Origin of the sequence: Sphingobacterium sp. 18053, from assembly GCF_902706145.1 — a bacterium.
Taxonomy (GTDB): Bacteria; Bacteroidota; Bacteroidia; order Sphingobacteriales; family Sphingobacteriaceae; genus Sphingobacterium; species Sphingobacterium paramultivorum.
Genome location: NZ_CACSJW010000008.1, coordinates 232,539 through 249,754, shown reverse-complemented (window position 1 = coordinate 249,754; position 17,216 = coordinate 232,539). Strand labels below are relative to the sequence as shown.

Sequence of the window (17,216 nt, the reverse complement as noted above, 5' to 3'; positions counted from 1 at the left end):
TGTCGATTGAGGGATTAACTTTATGAAAAAAAACGATATGAAAAATCTTAGACCATTTGATGGGCAGCATTGTGAAACAACGGCAACAGGTACATTACTTGCCCATATAGGCATTGAGCTTTCGGAGCCGATGCTTTTTGGACTGGGAGAAGGGCTCAGTTTTATCTATTGGAAAATGAAAACCATGGACTTTCCATTTTTGGGCGGACGAATAAAACCAGATCTACTGACGCAGCATATCTGCAAAAATCTCGGTCTAAACCTCAGCGTTCATGAAACTTCTTCAAAAGTAAAAGCTTGGCAGGCTGTACGACAGCTCTTGGATGGGGGGCAACCGGTAGGCTTAAAACTCGATGCCTATCACCTGGAGTATTTTGCAAAATCCTTTCATTTCGCGGGTCATTATGTAGCTATTTATGGTTATGACCATGATAATGCCTATTTAGTGGATACGAGGCAGCAGGGTGGAAGCGTACGTACATCCCTTGCGAGTTTGGCGCTAGCCAGGGCAGAGAAGGGGCCTATGGCGTCTAAAAATCTGTATTACACGATAGCAGGTAGTGGCGGGCATTTGGACTTGAAAGAAGTGTTGATTGCTGCAATGGTCAATAATGCAAAGGAATATCTAGCACCGCCCATCAGCAACATTTCATATAAAGGAATTTTGAAAACTGCTGAGGAATTGACCAAATGGTACAAGACGAGTCATGCGATTGAAAGTGAGTTTAAAATGGCTGCAAATTTGATGGAAAAGGCAGGTACTGGGGGCGCTATGTTTCGAAATCTATATCGTGACTTTATTAAGGAAAGTTATGATCTGCTCGGAATAGAGCAGATCGCTGCAGTTCATCATGAGTTTGTGCAGATTGCATTATTGTGGACATCCTTGTCGGAATTGTTTAGTCAAATTGCGGAGACAGCCAGTTTTGATGATGTACAGCAGGCATCAGAAATTTTCAGAACTCTTGCCACAAAAGAGAAAAATGCAATGGAAATATTGCTGTCTTTAAGATGAAATGCAGATAAGAACACAGATTTTTACGCAAATTGATTAAGTTTGTATCATGGCGAATGCAGTTCGAATAAATAAGACCCAACGGCGTAAGATTAATGTCTTCGTGCGTTGTGTTGGAATTTCGTTGTTAGCTTGGTTATTGTTTTCGATCTCCAATCAGTATACTGTTTCCGTCAAGGCGGCGATTGAATATGTCAATCTTCCTGAAAAACGCGCATTTCATCCGCAGCAATCCGATACGGTAAAAGTAAAACTGGAGATGACAGGATGGCAATTCCTGTTTTCCAAAGCTGCTTTGGAAACCCCAAAGGTTCAGGTGGACCTAAGCTCTTTAAAAACCAAAGACTGGATTGTTTTTTCCAACCAATTGGGCTTTATCAACCGACAGTTTCCACATGAACAACGTGTGGTGTCAGTTAGTCCTGATACCTTGTTTTTTGATTTTTCCAAACAGACCCAGCGTAAGGTGCCTGTAAAACCCCTTGCAAATATCGGATTTAAACGTGGCTACGGTTTTATCGCTGATACCAAAGTTACACCAGCTTATGTGACAATAACCGGACCTTACGAGGATGTTTCGGCGATTGAGTATTGGGAAACGGATACCGTTCGTGGAAAGGAAGTCGAAACCGACGTTCGGACCGTGGCCAACCTGGCACGTAACCAAAAAGCGAATATCAATGTTTATCCGACTTCGGTCGAGGTGCTCATGCCTGTAGGTGAATTGACAGAGAAAATAATCGAGTTGCCCGTAAAAGTGGAGAATGGCCAACGTTATAGTTCGGTCAGGCTTAGTCCGAGCAAAGTTGTCGTCACGGTGTTGATGTCTGTCAAAGATTATAATAACTATACATCGCGAGATTTTGAAGCAGTGGTGGATTTGTCCGATTGGGAGAAAAACGAGGTGCAATATCTGCCTATTTTGCTGACCAAAGTACCGGACTATTGTAAGGTAATTAGCGTTGTGCCTCAAAACGTGGACTTTTTTGTACGTAAATAACAATATTTTCATGAAGATTGGAATAACAGGTGGAATTGGATCCGGTAAAACATTTATCTGTCAGCTTTTTAAAGCCATGGCTGTACCTGTTTATAATGCTGATGATGAGGCGAAGGAATTGATGAATACCGATTTGCGAATCAAAGCACGCTTGATTGCGGAGTTCGGCGAAGAGACCTATAAGGATGGGAAACTGGATCGGGCTTTTTTGGCTGAACAGATATTCTCCGACAAGGCGAAGCTCGAACTTGTGAACGGCATTGTACACCCCGTCGTCATTCAGGCGGCAAAGGACTGGGCTGAACAGCAAAAGTCCCGTTATTCACTCAAAGAGGCTGCTTTGCTTTTTGAAAGTGGGTCTTACAAGGATCTTGATTATACCATACTGGTTACTGCGCCTTTACCCATACGCGTTAAACGTGTCATGGAACGTGATGCTGTTACTGAGGAACAGGTCATGGAGCGAATTAATAAGCAACTATCTGACGAAGAAAAATTAAAATTGGCAGACTTCGTCATCATTAATGATGGAACCACTCCGCTATTACCGCAGGTGTGGACTTTGCATCAAAAGTTTCTAAAATAATATGATGTCTACACTATTGGCTGACTTCTTAGTCAGAAAGCCAGAAGGCTATTACTGCCGTTATGGTGATTTTTTTATTGATGCCAGCAATCCCGTTATGCACAATGTCGTATCTCATGCCCATGGCGATCATGCCAGTTCAGGACACGACTATGTGTATGCCACACAGGCGACCTCACTGTTTATGACTTATCGGTATAAACAAAATCGCAAAGATTCTTATCAGGTCAAATTGTTTAATAGTCCCTTTAAAATAGGTGCGGTCGAAATCACATTTTTACCAGCAGGTCATATACTGGGTTCAGCACAGATTCTAATGGAATATCGGGGGGTACGTTACTTGTACACCGGCGATTATAAATTACAAACTGATGATACCTGTGAACCGATCGAAGTGCAGCAGGCCGATGTCCTCATTACGGAAAGCACCTTTGCAAATCCGGATATCAGCCATCCCGATCCGGCGGAGGAGATAAAAAAACTTGATGGACATGCCAGTAATATCTTATTAGGTACTTATGTGTTGGGCAAGGCGCAGCGAATTACTGATTTGATCAACAGGTACTGCCCGGATCGAAAAGTGCTTGTGCATAGTGGAATATTGCCTTACCATCGCCTTTATGATCAACACGGGCTAAAGAAATTAGACTACGAGCCCTACAACAGAAAAGAAATGAAACAGGGCGAACAGAATAAGGTGTACTTGGTACCGCCGATGACCTTCAATAGTTATTTTAGGGCGACCAAAGTATTACGCGCATTTGCCTCAGGCTGGAAACGTTTACAGGCACAGAATGATATCGAGCTGTATATTTCTGATCATGTGGACTGGAATGACATTCTTCAGTACATTAAAATGGTAAATCCCAAAGAAGTTTGGACACTACACGGTGACGGAAGCATTTTAAAACGTTATTTTAACGAAAAATTGATCGTCCGGGATGTGCTTTCTGCATAAATAGGCCTTTTCGAAAAATCTTCTATCGGAAACGCAAATGCGGCGGACAATAAGCAGCTCATGGAAGGGCACCCCTACAATAGCGTACTGATGTAGTTTAACTTATTTAAACGGAACTTCGATAACTCCGCTGGTAAACAGAGCGGAGTTCGCTATTTCATATTGACAATTTTGTCAACGATATAAACCGTGTTTCCACGCCAGGGAAGCACACCATGATATTCTTTGTAACGCAGATCGAAGTATTTTCCACTATTGAGCTCCAATTGACGGAATATAGAATCATCTTCAATAGAAAATTCAAATTGATTGCTGGCGATACCACCCGTTTTGATACTTCCAAATCCCTCCTGGATGAGCTTGCCTTCGTAGGTCTTGAAAATATTGCCCTTTTTTACAGCATAATTAAGATAGCCAGATTTTACACCTTCACCGAATACATAGTAATACTTCCAGTAAACGTAGGAACCGGCCCCCACAAGGAGGAAAAGGATCAGCAGGAGTAAGAACTTCTTAAATCCGGATTTTTTCGGTTTTTGTTCGGGTAAATTTTCCATCATGTGTGCTAATTAAAACCATTTAATGCAGTGCCTAGGACTATGCGCCGGAACGATGATTTTTCTGTCCAACGGATAGGTTCACCTAAAGATAAATAATTAACAGCATAATGACGAATGGATTATACCTAGACTAACGGTTGACTAGCCTAGTGATTGTCGTTTTGTGCTACGTTGCTAATTCTATTAGTTATTTTTCGGTTTTCTTAGTCTATAATGCTAATTTTTGTAAATTTGGATCATGGATCCCGAACAGGTACATCGCAAGATTATTCATTTGGATATGGATGCATTTTATGCCTCTGTAGATCAGCGTGATTTTCCCGAATATCGGGGAAAAGCAATTGCAGTAGGTGGTTCCCCGGATGGGAGGGGAGTAGTTGCAACGGCCAGTTACGAAGCGCGAAAGTTTGGTGTCAAATCTGCTATGAGCTCCCGAAAGGCTCTTCAGTTGTGCCCCCATATTATCTTTACCTATCCTCGCTTTGATGTTTATCGTCAGGTTTCCTACCAAATTCGGGAGATTTTTCTCCGTTATACGGATTTAATCGAGCCGCTTTCCCTGGATGAAGCTTTTTTGGATGTGACCATAGACAAACAGGGTATTGGTTCGGCTATTGATATCGCCAAAGCCATTAAAGAGGCTATCCAAGAAGAGTTGAATCTGACCGTCTCTGCTGGTGTTTCCGTCAATAAATTTGTTGCAAAGATTGCTTCGGATATGGACAAGCCCAACGGCTTAACATTTATAGGTCCTTCGAAAATTGTCAAGTTCATGGAGTCATTGCCCGTGGATAAGTTTTTTGGCGTAGGTAAGGTGACCGCAAAAAAAATGCATGAACTGGGGCTGTTTACCGGACTCGATTTAAAAAAACAGCGTGAAGAGGACCTCGTGCGTTGGTTTGGAAAGACTGGGCACTTTTTTTACCGTATCGTACGCGGGATCGACGACCGTCCTGTTGTCCCCAATCGCAGCAGTAAATCGGTCGGGATTGAGGATACGTTTGGCGAGGATGTAGAAGCATTTGAAGAATTAAATACCATTTTGCAACGGCTCTGCAAACAGTTGTGGACACGCATCGGGAAAAAGGAAATCTCAGGAAGAACCTTAACCATAAAAATTAAATATGCCGATTTCGTTCAGTTGACACGGAGTATAACCTTAGAAAATAGTTTTGATTCGGAAGACAAAATTTACGCCACTGCCCATAGTTTGTTGAGTAAGGTTGAGCTGCTGAACAAAGTGAGGTTGCTGGGGGTTTCGATATCAAATTTTGTGGAAGAAGCTGATTTTCCAAAGGAAGGTATACAGCTAACACTTTTCGAGCAGCGTCCTTAGCAAGGAATCATCCGGTTTAATTAAGTCTTTGGCAAGCCGTTTGGTCCGCGCAATCTGAATTAAGCTTGTTACAGGCAAAATCGTCGTTATTTGTCACAATTCTTTATCTTAGCCAAAATAATTAATAAACATATCCAAAAATTAATGAATACGGTATCAAGAGTACTCTTAGGTGCGTCTATCGTTTTTTTAGTGCATGAGGTTGGTTTTGCACAAAAGAAATTGGATTTTGCACAGTCCTGGGGGCAAAAGCCATCGTTGACAGTTCGCACGAATCAGTATCCTGGATGGGCAGACGGGACAGCTTATCTGGAAAATGATGTAAATGATGGTCGTTTATATCAGGTTAACATTAAATCAGGTCACAGAAGCATTTATACAGTTCCTCCTAAAGAAGGGACGGTTGTCTATGTCGAAAACAATGATATCTTCCTGAAAAGTACAGATGGTGTAGCCAAGAAGCTGACCAACTCTCCTGATGTTGCGGAACAGAATCCGACCTTATCGCCGGATGGTAAATATGTTGCCTTTACCCGCAAAAGCAATTTGTATAGCGTGGACGTGACTTCAGGAAAGGAAATGCAGTATACAAATGATGGTACCGACGTTATTTACAATGGTTGGTCATCTTGGGTATATTACGAGGAAATTCTTGGGCGTCCAACAAAATACAAAGCTTTTTGGTGGTCTCCGGACAGCCGTAAAATCGCCTTCATGCGTTTCGATGATACCAAGGTTCCTATGTTTCCGATTTATTCGTCCAAAGGCCAGCATGGTTACCTGGAGGAGACAAGATACCCCAAAGCTGGAGACCCAAATCCGGAAGTGAAGGTGGGTATCGTTCATCTCGATGGGGGGAACGTTACCTGGGCTGATTTCAACGAAAAAGATGATCAGTATTTTGGGCAGCCTTATTGGGCCTTTGATAGCAAAAATGTGATGGTGCAGTGGATGAACAGGGATCAGAACAATTTGAAGTTTTATCAAGTGGATCCGAATTCTGGCTCGAAAAAAGAAATCTACGATGAGCGCCAGGCTTCATGGATCAATTTGGATCACGATGAGCGTATCACCTATCTTGCGGACAACAAATATTATATCTTAAAATCGGATAAGACGGGTTGGGCGCATTACTACCTCTATAAATTGGATGGAACATTGGTCAATCCAATTACTTCCGGCGAATGGCAGGTAACCGAATTAAAACGGATTGATGAAAAAAATAAGGTGATTTATTTTACCGCACGTAAAGAAAATTCGGCACGTTTTGATTTGTACCGCGTGGATTATTCGGGTAAAAACTTAAAACGTCTGACTTTCGGAGAATACTCACACGATGTCAATGTATCGCCTGATGGCAAGTATTTTATTACCAAATACTCCAATGTGAGTACACCCGATCGGTTTGCTTTGTTGGATAATCAGGGCAAGGTCGTCCGTCAGTTAGCAGATAGTAAAGCGGCTGATTTTGCTTCGTATACGTATGGTAAAACCGAATACTTACATCTTAAATCAGATGATGGTTTGTTCGATCTTCCATTGACAATTACTTATCCGACAAATTTCGATAAATCAAAAGTTTACCCTGTTGTTTTCAGTATCTATGGAGGTCCTGATGCTGGAACGGTAAAAGATACCTGGAAAGGAACGAATAATCAGTATTGGGCTAATGAAGGAATTATTCAAGTCTCTGCAGATCACCGGGCGTCTGGTCATTTTGGTAAACAAGGTGTTGCTTATATGCACCGCAATCTTGGCCACTGGGAAATTATTGATTATTCAACGATTGTTAAATGGTTAAAATCGCAACCTTGGGTAGCTAAAAACAAAGTGCTTATTACAGGGCATAGCTACGGAGGTTATATGACTTGTTTGGCGATGACGAAGGCCGCAGATGTATTTGATTTTGGTATTGCCGGTGCACCCGTAACCTCATGGGATCTGTACGATAGCCATTATACTGAAAGATGGATGGATACGCCTCAAGACAATCCTGAAGGCTATAAAGCTGGTTCCGTGTTGACCTATGCAAATAACTATAAAGGCGTTTTGCGTATTATGCATGGCGATATGGATGATAATGTCCATTTACAGAATACAATCCAACTTGTCGATAAATTGACAGATCGAAGTGTTCCTTTTGAGTTGATGATCTATCCGGGAAGCCGTCATGGATTTGATCGTTCGAAAAGTAAATATGATTCTAATGAGCGTGCGCGTTTCTACTACCAATACTTATTGGAGACGCCGCTTCCCAAAGAATTTAAGTAGGCATAGTTCGATATACCCTATAGAATCCCCTGTCCATTCGGATAGGGGATTTTTTTTTATGTTAAATATTACAAAAAAAATGATTTTTATGGGAGTGTAAATTGTTGAAAATTAAAAAATATGGCATCTTTGTAGAAGTTTATTCAAAGAAAAAATGATTCAATTCCTAAAGGAAAGTACTTTTGCCGTTAATGAGGTTTTTAATAAGTCATGGGAGTTGCTGAAAAAACATTATTTTTCAGTGGCGGGGCTTTGTTTTTTACTGTTCGTGACCTCCGGACTCTCTAATTATCTCGCGACCACAATCAGTGATTTCAATGTGGTGTTGAGTGGCTTTATGGCATTTTTTTTCATGGTGATGTATTTCGGATTGAATATGACTTTATTTAAGTATATCTTAAGTCTGATTGATGGAAATCATGATAAGAAATTGATCCAATGCATCCCTAGTTCTAAGGAGCTCGCCTATTTTTTTGGCGCAATGTTAAGTATAATGGTGCTCTCCATAGCACTCCTGATGATTTTAGGTGCCGTTTCTTTACCATTCCTTTATCTATTTGAAAATGGTGACAATCGGATGGAGTTGATGAGCAACTTTACGATGTTTGTTGTTTTTGTCGCTGCAATATTGACTTTCATCTTGATTATTAGAGTGGCATTTTATCCATTTTTCATTATTGATAAACACGCGGGGACATTGAGGTCATTACGCTTCAGTTTTGCGCTGACAAAGGGCAATGTATTCAAACTATTATTGATTTTGGCTGTATTTGCTTTTTTTCAGTTATTGCAGATGTATTTTAATTATTTAGAATATTACATAATTTTTATTATTTTGAACCTCGTGAGTTCTTTCTTGGTGGTACCTTTGGCTAGTATTGTTGTTTCGGTCGCTTACCGATCCATGATGGCGGATTACCATGGGGGAGAGGATCCAAAGATTTTAAATAATATATTTTAATTAATAGCAAAGGTTTTGAGTAAAAAAGGAATTGCCATTTTAGGGGCAACGGGAAGTATAGGTACACAAGCCTTGGATGTGATTAGAGCCTTTCCTACTAAATTTGAAGCAATCGTTCTGACCTGTGGTAGCAATGCCACATTGTTGGTTAAACAGGCCTTGGAGTTTAAGCCCAAAGCGGTTGTTGTAACGGATTACCTTCAGTACAGTTATGTGCAGGATGCTTTAAAAGGACATGATATCGCTGTTCTTTTGGGAGAAGCAGGACTGGTTGAAGTGGTGCAGTACGAAGAAGTAGATGTTGTTTTGAATGCGATCGTTGGATCTGCGGGATTAAAACCCACTGTTAAAGCAATTCAATCGAAAAAAGATATTGCGCTGGCCAATAAGGAGACGCTGGTTGTCGCCGGTGAGCTGATTATGGCTTTAGTGAAAGAATATGGTGTACGCATGCTTCCTGTAGATTCGGAGCATTCGGCGATTTTCCAGTGTTTGGCTGGAGAGGAGCATAATCCAATCGAGAAGATATATATCACAGCTTCCGGAGGACCCTTTCGTGGTAAAAAGAGAGCAGATCTTCTCGCAGTGACTAAGGCTGAAGCCTTGAAACATCCCAATTGGTCGATGGGTGCTAAAATTACAATTGACTCGGCGTCCTTGATGAATAAAGGGCTAGAAGTGATTGAAGCAAAATGGCTCTTTAATCTGTCAATAGATCAGGTCGATGTGATTGTACATCCCCAATCTATTGTACATTCGCTGGTCCAGTTTCAGGATGGATCCATGAAGGCCCAAATGGGGGTTCCTGATATGAAATTGCCGATCCAGTATGCACTGACCTATCCGGCACGTTTTGAAAACAGTTTTGAGCGATTTAATTTCATGGACTATCCAACGCTCAGTTTTGAAAAAGCAGACATGGAAACTTTTCGGAATTTGGCACTTGCCTATGAGAGCCTTCGTGCCGGCGGAAATAGAAGCTGTGTATTAAATGCAGCCAATGAAGTTGTTGTGGATGCCTTCCTGAAAGATCAAGTTGGGTTTTTGGAAATGAGTGATATTATTGAACAGACATTAGGTAAAGTAGAATTCATTGCGACACCGACGCTGGATGATTATCTGGAGACGGATCGTGTCGCAAGATTAATAACAAAGGAAATAATCAAAGATTAAATTTTAAAAAGCATACATGGGTGTTTTAATTATGGTCGGACAAGTGATTTTAGGCTTGTCAATTTTAATTGTTCTACATGAGTTAGGACATTTCTTAGCAGCACGTGCATTTGGTATCAAGGTGGAAAAATTTTATCTGTTCTTTGATGCCTGGGGAGTGAAATTATTTAAATTCAATTATAAAGGATGTGAATATGGTATTGGCTGGTTGCCTTTAGGTGGTTATGTCAAGATTGCGGGTATGATCGACGAATCGATGGATACTGAGCAATTAAAGGGTGAGCCACAACCTTGGGAATTTAGATCAAAACCAGCTTGGCAACGTTTAATCGTTATGCTTGGGGGGATTATTGTCAATATTGTGGTCGGCGTTGTTGTCTTTTGGATGCTGACTTTTAAAATGGGCAATACAGATATCAAAATGGATCAGCTGGTAAACGGTATTGTTCCGGGATCCATTGGTGAATCTATTGGTTTGAAAGCTGGTGATAAAGTGATTTCAATAGACGGTCACCGTATCGAAAATTACTCGGAGTTGATCAGTTCTAAAGTATTGATGGGCGGAGTGGCACTTACAGTTGAGCGCAATGGTGCAACAACAGAAGTAAAAGTTCCAGCGGATTTATTGAACACGCTTTCTGATAAGAAAGGTGAGAAGTTTATTGAACCTCGTGTTAAAACGACAAGTGTTGCTGAAGTATCACCTGGATCGGCAGCAAGTAAAATGGGTTTTGTGAAAGGCGATAGCATTATTGCGGTGAATGGGGTACAGGTTCCTTTCTTCGACGAGTTTAAAGCACAAATAAAAGCGAATATCAATAAAGCTGTAGCGATTAAAGTTTTACGCAAAGGAACTGAAGTTTCATTGCAAGGGAATGTTCCTGCAGATGCCATGCTGGGAATAGGCATTAATCGTGATTATTCCATCAAATCTTTTACAACGCAATATAGCTTAATGGAAGCATTTCCAATCGGCGCTAAAAAAGCATTTACGGTGATTACCGACAACGCCAAAGGATTTGGCAAGATTTTCAAAGGCGAGGTACGTGCCGATAAAGCATTATCTGGTCCTATTGGAATCGCTACCTTGTTCGGTACAGAAGTGGACTGGATCCGTTTTTGGTCCTTAGTAGGGATGTTGTCGATGGCATTGGCATTTATGAACCTATTGCCTATTCCAGCTTTGGATGGCGGTCACGTATTGTTCTTGTTGGTTGAAATGATACAAGGCAAGCCATTGAGCGAAAAATTCCTGGAGAAAGCACAAATGGTCGGTTTCTTTATTTTATTGGCTTTAATGGTCTTTATATTCGGAAACGATATTTTTAAGCTATTTAAATAAATTCAATTGGTCAAACAGCCAATATGCTGATGACCTACATACCATAAAAAAGGCTTAAAGCCAATCATGGTCGGAAGAAATTCCGACCATTTTTTATGGTAGGTAGGTATTGAATAAAATAGCCTGCAGTTCGGTTTATAACATTCATCTACGCTATTGGCTTTCATTTGCTTTCATTGTACCTGTTCCAAAATACGAGACGAAGGTTTTTCTAACAATAAATTGTTTATTTATATTGCATTTAAAAAACAATTTTTCTAAGTTTGACCATGGATGGAAGAAATAGAGCAGATGTAAAGCCAGGCATGTTGGTGAATATAATCTTAAAAAAGGACCAACGTACAGGAAATTTAACAGAAGGCATTGTGAAAGACTTGCTGACATCATCCTCATATCATTCGAGGGGAATTAAAGTCAGGTTGACGGATGGCCAAGTAGGAAGAGTGGCTGAAATTATTGAAGATGATTTTTAAGGTATAGGCTACCGATCTTTATTTCTCTTTACTTAATCTTTTCTAACGATATTGACACGGAGAGATTTACTACCTATGATGTTCTTATTGTATAAATCAAACTAAAAGCTTGTTGGATTGTTAATAGGGAATATTTTGAAATAAAATTTGTATAATAACATAATTATTGCTAACTTTTTTCTGTATTTTTTATTTTATTACATATTTATATAATATTGTTTTTATAATTATTAAAATGATAGCTTTTTCAAATGGATACCAAAAGTAAATGTACGGTTGTCTACGCAGATGATGCGCTGATTCATCATGTGTTGATGCGAGCTATGGCTCAATCTCATTTATTGGATTTGGTTTATTGTGCTTCCAATGGTAGGGATTTAATCGACTACCTCGATGAAAACGAGCACGAACTTCCTGAAATATGTATATTAGATCTGCATATGCCTGTATTAAACGGGATAGAAACGGCAAAAATCATACGGGAGAGGTTTCCCTCTATTCGAATATTTGGGCTGACATCAAGTAGTGATGAGAATGAACGGATGGAATTGTTGGATGCTGGCGCAGAAGAGATTTTTTCGAAAGAGCAGATGCCGCTATTAATGAAGCAACTTGCTCCCAAAGCATAGAAAAATAGTTATAAAGAAAAAGCCTAACATCCGTTAGGCTTTTTCTTTATTTTCTAAAGCATCCTTAAATTTTAAAAGTCTAATCCAGGATGGACATTTGCTTAGATCTTTTTTCCATAATCCAACATGGATAAAACTTGTGCTCAAGAAACGTTGTACGTCGAAGACCTGCATATCTTGCTGTATTTCTAACGATTCAGGCAAGTCTTTGGATTGAAAATATTGTTGTAATTCTTCTGGAGTCATATCACAAAAATAGCGTTTTAAATCCTTATCTCCAACCTCCTCCGAGTGCCCGGTACAGATCCACAAATGCATCTAAATGCTGTTGCCTTAACTCGACCAGATCGAGGTCACTGTTTAAGGCATTGCTTTGCGCTGTAATCACCTCTAAATATGTGGCGTAACCACTTTTAAAGAGTAAACCCGCATTTTTGACGGCAAGATGTGCATTATCGACTCTTTCTTTCGCCAAAGACAATTGCTCCCGTTGCTTGTCGACCGTGACCACTGCATTAGAGACTTCGGCTACGGCTTCCACGACCTTTTGTTGCAATTGGAGTTCGGCTTTATCACGTTCCAATTTAGCTACCTCATACTGTGTTTTCAAGGTTTTGTTTTTGAAAATAGGTGTGGTTAAATTCCCGGTTATACCACCGAGCAATGCTCCGGGGATATTGAACCAATTTTTGGGGAGCATACTATTTACCCCCAATACGCCACCCACGGTCAATGAAGGATAACGCATAGCCTGTTGGATATTGGCATTCGCATTGGCTGCAATCAATTGAAATTCAGATGATCGGATATCTGGTCTATTGCGCACAATTTCGATTGGAGAACCGAGGGAGATGTCTTTGCTTTCAGCGAAGAGATGTTCGTAAGAGGTGCCTCTTTTGATACTGTCAGGTAATTTTCCTGTGAGCGTTTGAAGAGCATTCTCCTGGATGACAATTTCCTTTTCGAGTTCGGGAACGAGGGACGCCGCCAATAGGCGCTGTGATTGGGTTTGCTGGATAGCCAAAGCCGTGATTTCACCAGCTTCATATTGTAGCTTGATCATGCGGAGCGTACTGTCGTTTAATTGGACGTTACGTTTAGCGACCTCTATTTTGGCATCAAGCATCAAGAGATTGAAGTAGCCTTTTGCTACAGAAGTTATGATAGAGGTCTGTATCGCATTTTTTGCCTCCTGTGTATCCAAATACTCGGCTAATAGCTGCTCTTGTTTACTTCCTATTTTCTTCCAGATATCTATTTCCCAGCTAAAATTAATATCGGAACCAAACATAGATTGATACACGAACATATTTTGTGGCGCTGTTTCACCTTTGTGATCGTAATATTTGGTCAGAGGTCCACTGCCAAAGTCTTTGGATCGCCAGGTACGGTTTCCATTGGCAATTGTCGCATTTACACTTGGCAGATAATTGGCTTTGTTCTGCGCCAAAACTCGGGTTGAAATCTGCAGGTTGAGCAATGCTGTCTTCATCTCAAAATTATTTGCTAAGGCAGAGTCAATCAATAGCTTCAAGGTAGGATCGTGAAAGAAGGACTTCCAATGGATCAGCCCCATACTGGAGGTGTCTCCGAAATAATCCAATGTATCGCCACGAAAGTTTTCCGGAAGTTTGAGTTTGGGCTGCACATAATCTTTGCCGATCTTACAGGCATTCATCAGGCCTAAGAGACCAATGATGATCGATATTCCCGAAAGGTATTTTTTTATGTTTTTCATTATTCTTCCTCTTCTTTAGCTAGTTTATCATGTAGTTTTTCATCCAGGCTTTTGAATACGACAAAGAGTACAGGGATGATAAAGATGCCGAAGGCTACACCAAAGAGCATGCCGCCGGCAGCGCTGAAACTGATCGAATGGTTACCGATCGCCGACGGGCCAACCGTCCACATCAAGGGCACCAAGCCAGCAACAAAGGCTAAACTGGTCATCAAGATTGGCCGTAACCTCAGTTTGGAGCCGCTAATGGCTGCTTCGACGATACTTTTTCCGTTTTTACGCTCCTGGACGGCGAATTCTACGATCAGAATTGCGTTTTTGGCCAATAAGCCAATGAGCATAATAAGCCCCACCTGCACGTAGATGTTGTTTTGAAGTCCAACAAGGTTGATCACAGAAAAAACGCCGATCAATCCCACTGGAATAGACAATAACACTGCCCAGGGAAGAATATAGCTTTCATATTGGGCCGAAAGTAAGAAGTAGACGAATAGGATACTAAGAGCAAAAATCAAGATCGTCTGTGAGCCGGATTGACTTTCTTCATAGCTCATGCCCGTCCATTCAAAACCATAATTACCCGGAAGTTTAGTATCGGCCAGTTTTTGGATAGCTTGCATGGCGTCATCTGTACTGTAGCCTTCAGCAGGAGTGATATTTACAGCGATGGCATTATATAGATTATAACGCGTAATGGTTTCTGGTCCCACAGTCTTTTCCAGGGTCAATATGGTGTTAATAGGAACCATTTCGCCTTTGCTGTTGCGTACAAAAATTGAGTTGAAGGATTCGGGATCTTTACGGAAATCGAAATCCGATTGGACATAAACACGATATTGGCGACCAAATCGGTTAAAATCACTCGCCTGTACACGTGCGAAGTAAGATCGGATTGTGGACATGAGATCTTTGATTTCTACCCCGAGGGATTTTGCCTTCACGGCGTCGATATTTACTTCATACTGAGGGAAGTTCGACTTAAAGCTCGTGTAGGCGCTTCGTATTTCAGGTAAGGTGTTGAGCTGGTTGATAAAAGTATCTGCAATGGTGTTAAAATCCCGAATGTCACCACCCATTCGATCCTGAAGAACCATTTCAATTCCAGCAAAGTCTCCAAAGCCCTGTACGGTAGGTCGGGGGAACACTGTAAACGTTGCTTCATTGATTTGAGATAGATCATTTCTGATGGTATCCATAAATGCATTGATATTTTTGATATGCTCGCGTTTGGCATGAGGTTTTAAAGTAATATACCCAGCGGCAAATGCCGGGCTTGAGCTTCCGTCCAGGGCATTGAAACCAGAAACTGTTGTCATCCCATTAATATCCTGTCTTTTCTTTAAAATACTATCGGCACGGTGCAGTACCTCAGTTGTCCGGCTCAATGAAGCGCCGGGAGGGAGGGCAATGTTGTACGTGATAAATCCATCATCTTCTGTCGGAATAAAACTTTTGGGTGTTTTAATCATAAACACAATGCCAAGTGCTGTAATTAAAATTAAGCCTACCCAGGCTATTTTCTTATTCTTGATCAGTATTTCTACAATCGAGACATAACGGGCGGTCAGTCGATCAAAAGAGGTATTGAATGCTTTAAAGAAGCGATCTTTAAATTGATTGATTTTGCCGGTTTTTTGATTGGCATGATGTTGTGGTGCTTTAAGTAGAAGCGCACATAGGGCTGGACTTAAAGTTAATGCATTGAGTGCTGAAATCAGAATTGCCGTTGCAAGGGTGTAAGCAAACTGGCGATAAAAGATACCTGCTGGCCCTTCCATAAATCCTACAGGCAAAAATACAGCAGCCATGACCATGGTTATGGACAGGATAGCTCCCGTAATTTCGGACATCGTCGATAATGTAGCGGCTCTGGGTTTCATTCCTGTGCTGTGCATTTTTTCGTGGATGGCCTCGACGACGACAATGGCGTCATCCACTACGATTCCAATAGCCAACACCAGGGCAAACATCGTGAGGACATTGAGCGAAAATCCAAAAAGCTGCAGAAAAAAGAAGGTTCCCACCAATGAAACCGGGATTGCAATTGCAGGGATCAAGGTGGATCTAAAATCTTGCAGGAAGATAAAGACAATAATAAATACCAGGATAAAGGCTTCAAAAAGGGTGTGCTCAACCTGGTTGATAGATTCATCGATCTGGTCACGTACCGAGTAGGTCACCTCGTAGTGTATGCCTTTTGGAAATGTTTTTGATTGTTCTTCGAGAACCTTTCTGACGGCAATATCGATATCATGGGCGTTGGAACCACTGGTTTGTGTTAAGTTGAGTGTAAGACCGGGATGTCCATTTACCTTATTGTCGCTGCTTAGATTTGTAGCACCGAATTCTACCCGTGCCACATCTTTTAAATAGAGTACTGAACCGTCGGTGTTGGTTTTGATCACTATACTCTGGAATTCCTCCGGTGTGGTGAAACGTCCTTTATGACGGATCACTGTTTCGAAAGCTTCATCTGAGGTTTCTCCAAATTTACCTGGGGCAATCTCAAAGTTTTGATCTTTTATAGCGTTGGTGACATCTTGTGGAACGAGGTTATAAAGGGCTAGCTTTTCGGGGTTCAACCAAAGTCGCATCGCGTAATCCCTGGCTCCCAAACGGGAAACCTGGGCTACGCCATCAACACGCAGCAAAGGCCGCATCAGGTTAATCTGTGCATAAGCCTGGAGAAAGGTTTCGTCGTAAGCACTATCCTGGTGATCGGAGTAGAGATTGATGGTCATAATGACACCCGTTTGCCGTGGCATGACCGTGATTCCGGCCTCATTTACTTCTGCGGGAATGGAACTGATTGCTTTGGAAATCCGTGTCTGTACGTTGACCGAGGCAATATCAGGATTGGTACCGGTCTTAAAATAGACCGACACACTTCCCGATCCTGAATTGGAGGCAGACGACTTGATATAGGTCATATCCTCTACACCATTGATGGCTTCTTCGATAGGTAGTAAAACACTTTTTGCTACGGTTTCAGCATTAGCTCCCGGATAACTTAGTGAAACAAGCACACTTGGTGGAGCAATTTCCGGAAAGCGCGAGACAGGCAGGAGTTTTAGCCCCACTAAGCCCAAGATTACCAGGATAATGGAAACCACCGTGGCTAATACAGGCCTATTTATAAATGTTTTTAGCATATATATGGAATTTTAAACACGC

At 41.3% G+C, this 17,216-nt stretch carries 15 protein-coding genes; 11 read left to right on the top strand and 4 right to left on the bottom strand.

Going from position 1 to position 17,216, the window contains the following annotated elements; all coding sequences use genetic code 11:
* The first annotated feature begins 37 nt into the window (after positions 1–37).
* Genes GVK91_RS19655 through GVK91_RS19640 form a run of 4 tightly spaced genes read left to right on the top strand, consistent with a single transcriptional unit; the run spans position 38 to position 3,559 of the window.
* Positions 38–1,015: a BtrH N-terminal domain-containing protein gene (locus GVK91_RS19655; protein WP_153846364.1), complete on the top strand. Its 978-nt coding sequence runs from the start codon at positions 38–40 to the stop codon at positions 1,013–1,015.
* Between the two features lie 49 nt (positions 1,016–1,064).
* Positions 1,065–2,015 carry a hypothetical protein gene (locus tag GVK91_RS19650; RefSeq protein WP_120332691.1) on the top strand — a complete coding sequence of 317 codons (951 nt, stop codon included), beginning with the start codon at positions 1,065–1,067 and terminating at the stop codon, positions 2,013–2,015.
* A gap of 10 nt (positions 2,016–2,025) precedes the next feature.
* Positions 2,026–2,601: a dephospho-CoA kinase gene (gene coaE, locus GVK91_RS19645; protein WP_182331282.1), complete on the top strand. Its 576-nt coding sequence runs from the start codon at positions 2,026–2,028 to the stop codon at positions 2,599–2,601.
* 1 nt (position 2,602) lies between these two features.
* On the top strand, positions 2,603–3,559 hold the full coding sequence (locus tag GVK91_RS19640; protein ID WP_310440834.1) for an exonuclease: 957 nt from the start codon (positions 2,603–2,605) through the stop codon (positions 3,557–3,559).
* A gap of 152 nt (positions 3,560–3,711) precedes the next feature.
* On the opposite strand, the gene GVK91_RS19635 is transcribed toward GVK91_RS19640, so the two are convergent.
* The gene (locus GVK91_RS19635; RefSeq protein ID WP_075993279.1) at positions 3,712–4,119 is read right to left on the bottom strand and encodes a hypothetical protein; all 408 of its coding nucleotides are present in this window, start codon (positions 4,117–4,119) and stop codon (positions 3,712–3,714) included.
* Positions 4,120–4,357: 238 nt separating this feature from the next.
* Between GVK91_RS19635 and dinB the strand changes: the two genes are divergently transcribed.
* From dinB to GVK91_RS19600, 7 genes are all read left to right on the top strand, one after another.
* Entirely contained in the window at positions 4,358–5,455 is a 1,098-nt protein-coding gene (gene dinB, locus GVK91_RS19630) for a DNA polymerase IV (RefSeq protein WP_153846363.1), read from the top strand.
* Positions 5,456–5,599: 144 nt separating this feature from the next.
* Entirely contained in the window at positions 5,600–7,726 is a 2,127-nt protein-coding gene (locus GVK91_RS19625; protein ID WP_159730968.1) for a S9 family peptidase, read from the top strand.
* A 154-nt stretch (positions 7,727–7,880) separates the two neighbouring features.
* Positions 7,881–8,687, top strand: coding sequence for a beta-carotene 15,15'-monooxygenase (locus tag GVK91_RS19620; RefSeq protein ID WP_159730966.1), 807 nt, complete (start codon positions 7,881–7,883; stop codon positions 8,685–8,687).
* A 15-nt stretch (positions 8,688–8,702) separates the two neighbouring features.
* A complete protein-coding gene (locus GVK91_RS19615; protein WP_153846360.1) occupies positions 8,703–9,860 on the top strand; it encodes a 1-deoxy-D-xylulose-5-phosphate reductoisomerase in 1,158 nt (385 codons plus the stop codon).
* A gap of 16 nt (positions 9,861–9,876) precedes the next feature.
* Positions 9,877–11,202, top strand: coding sequence for an RIP metalloprotease RseP (rseP, locus tag GVK91_RS19610; protein ID WP_075993275.1), 1,326 nt, complete (start codon positions 9,877–9,879; stop codon positions 11,200–11,202).
* Between the two features lie 269 nt (positions 11,203–11,471).
* Positions 11,472–11,675 carry a YwbE family protein gene (locus tag GVK91_RS19605; protein ID WP_046674525.1) on the top strand — a complete coding sequence of 68 codons (204 nt, stop codon included), beginning with the start codon at positions 11,472–11,474 and terminating at the stop codon, positions 11,673–11,675.
* A 251-nt stretch (positions 11,676–11,926) separates the two neighbouring features.
* A complete protein-coding gene (locus GVK91_RS19600; RefSeq protein WP_153846359.1) occupies positions 11,927–12,304 on the top strand; it encodes a response regulator transcription factor in 378 nt (125 codons plus the stop codon).
* Between the two features lie 33 nt (positions 12,305–12,337).
* Here GVK91_RS19600 and GVK91_RS19595 read toward each other — a convergent pair whose 3' ends face one another.
* The 3 genes from GVK91_RS19595 to GVK91_RS19585 are packed head-to-tail and all read right to left on the bottom strand — an operon-like array spanning position 12,338 to position 17,194.
* Positions 12,338–12,550 (bottom strand): hypothetical protein, encoded by a 213-nt coding sequence (locus GVK91_RS19595; protein WP_153846358.1) that lies wholly within the window; start codon positions 12,548–12,550, stop codon positions 12,338–12,340.
* A 25-nt stretch (positions 12,551–12,575) separates the two neighbouring features.
* On the bottom strand, positions 12,576–14,042 hold the full coding sequence (locus GVK91_RS19590) for an efflux transporter outer membrane subunit (RefSeq protein ID WP_159730964.1): 1,467 nt from the start codon (positions 14,040–14,042) through the stop codon (positions 12,576–12,578).
* The gene (locus GVK91_RS19585) at positions 14,042–17,194 is read right to left on the bottom strand and encodes an efflux RND transporter permease subunit (RefSeq protein ID WP_153846356.1); all 3,153 of its coding nucleotides are present in this window, start codon (positions 17,192–17,194) and stop codon (positions 14,042–14,044) included. The genes GVK91_RS19590 and GVK91_RS19585 overlap by 1 nt, the downstream gene beginning before the upstream one ends.
* Positions 17,195–17,216 lie beyond the last annotated feature (22 nt).

What these genes read in the sequence shown, in the direction of transcription:
- GVK91_RS19655 (WP_153846364.1), top strand. Translation starts at nt 38, where the DNA reads ATGAAAAATCTTAGACCATTTGATGGGCAGCATTGTGAAACAACGGCA.
- GVK91_RS19650 (WP_120332691.1), top strand. Translation starts at nt 1,065, where the DNA reads ATGGCGAATGCAGTTCGAATAAATAAGACCCAACGGCGTAAGATTAAT.
- coaE (WP_182331282.1), top strand. Translation starts at nt 2,026, where the DNA reads ATGAAGATTGGAATAACAGGTGGAATTGGATCCGGTAAAACATTTATC.
- GVK91_RS19640 (WP_310440834.1), top strand. Translation starts at nt 2,603, where the DNA reads ATGATGTCTACACTATTGGCTGACTTCTTAGTCAGAAAGCCAGAAGGC.
- GVK91_RS19635 (WP_075993279.1), bottom strand. Translation starts at nt 4,119, where the DNA reads ATGATGGAAAATTTACCCGAACAAAAACCGAAAAAATCCGGATTTAAG.
- dinB (WP_153846363.1), top strand. Translation starts at nt 4,358, where the DNA reads ATGGATCCCGAACAGGTACATCGCAAGATTATTCATTTGGATATGGAT.
- GVK91_RS19625 (WP_159730968.1), top strand. Translation starts at nt 5,600, where the DNA reads ATGAATACGGTATCAAGAGTACTCTTAGGTGCGTCTATCGTTTTTTTA.
- GVK91_RS19620 (WP_159730966.1), top strand. Translation starts at nt 7,881, where the DNA reads ATGATTCAATTCCTAAAGGAAAGTACTTTTGCCGTTAATGAGGTTTTT.
- rseP (WP_075993275.1), top strand. Translation starts at nt 9,877, where the DNA reads ATGGGTGTTTTAATTATGGTCGGACAAGTGATTTTAGGCTTGTCAATT.
- GVK91_RS19605 (WP_046674525.1), top strand. Translation starts at nt 11,472, where the DNA reads ATGGATGGAAGAAATAGAGCAGATGTAAAGCCAGGCATGTTGGTGAAT.
- GVK91_RS19600 (WP_153846359.1), top strand. Translation starts at nt 11,927, where the DNA reads ATGGATACCAAAAGTAAATGTACGGTTGTCTACGCAGATGATGCGCTG.
- GVK91_RS19595 (WP_153846358.1), bottom strand. Translation starts at nt 12,550, where the DNA reads ATGACTCCAGAAGAATTACAACAATATTTTCAATCCAAAGACTTGCCT.
- GVK91_RS19590 (WP_159730964.1), bottom strand. Translation starts at nt 14,042, where the DNA reads ATGAAAAACATAAAAAAATACCTTTCGGGAATATCGATCATCATTGGT.
- GVK91_RS19585 (WP_153846356.1), bottom strand. Translation starts at nt 17,194, where the DNA reads ATGCTAAAAACATTTATAAATAGGCCTGTATTAGCCACGGTGGTTTCC.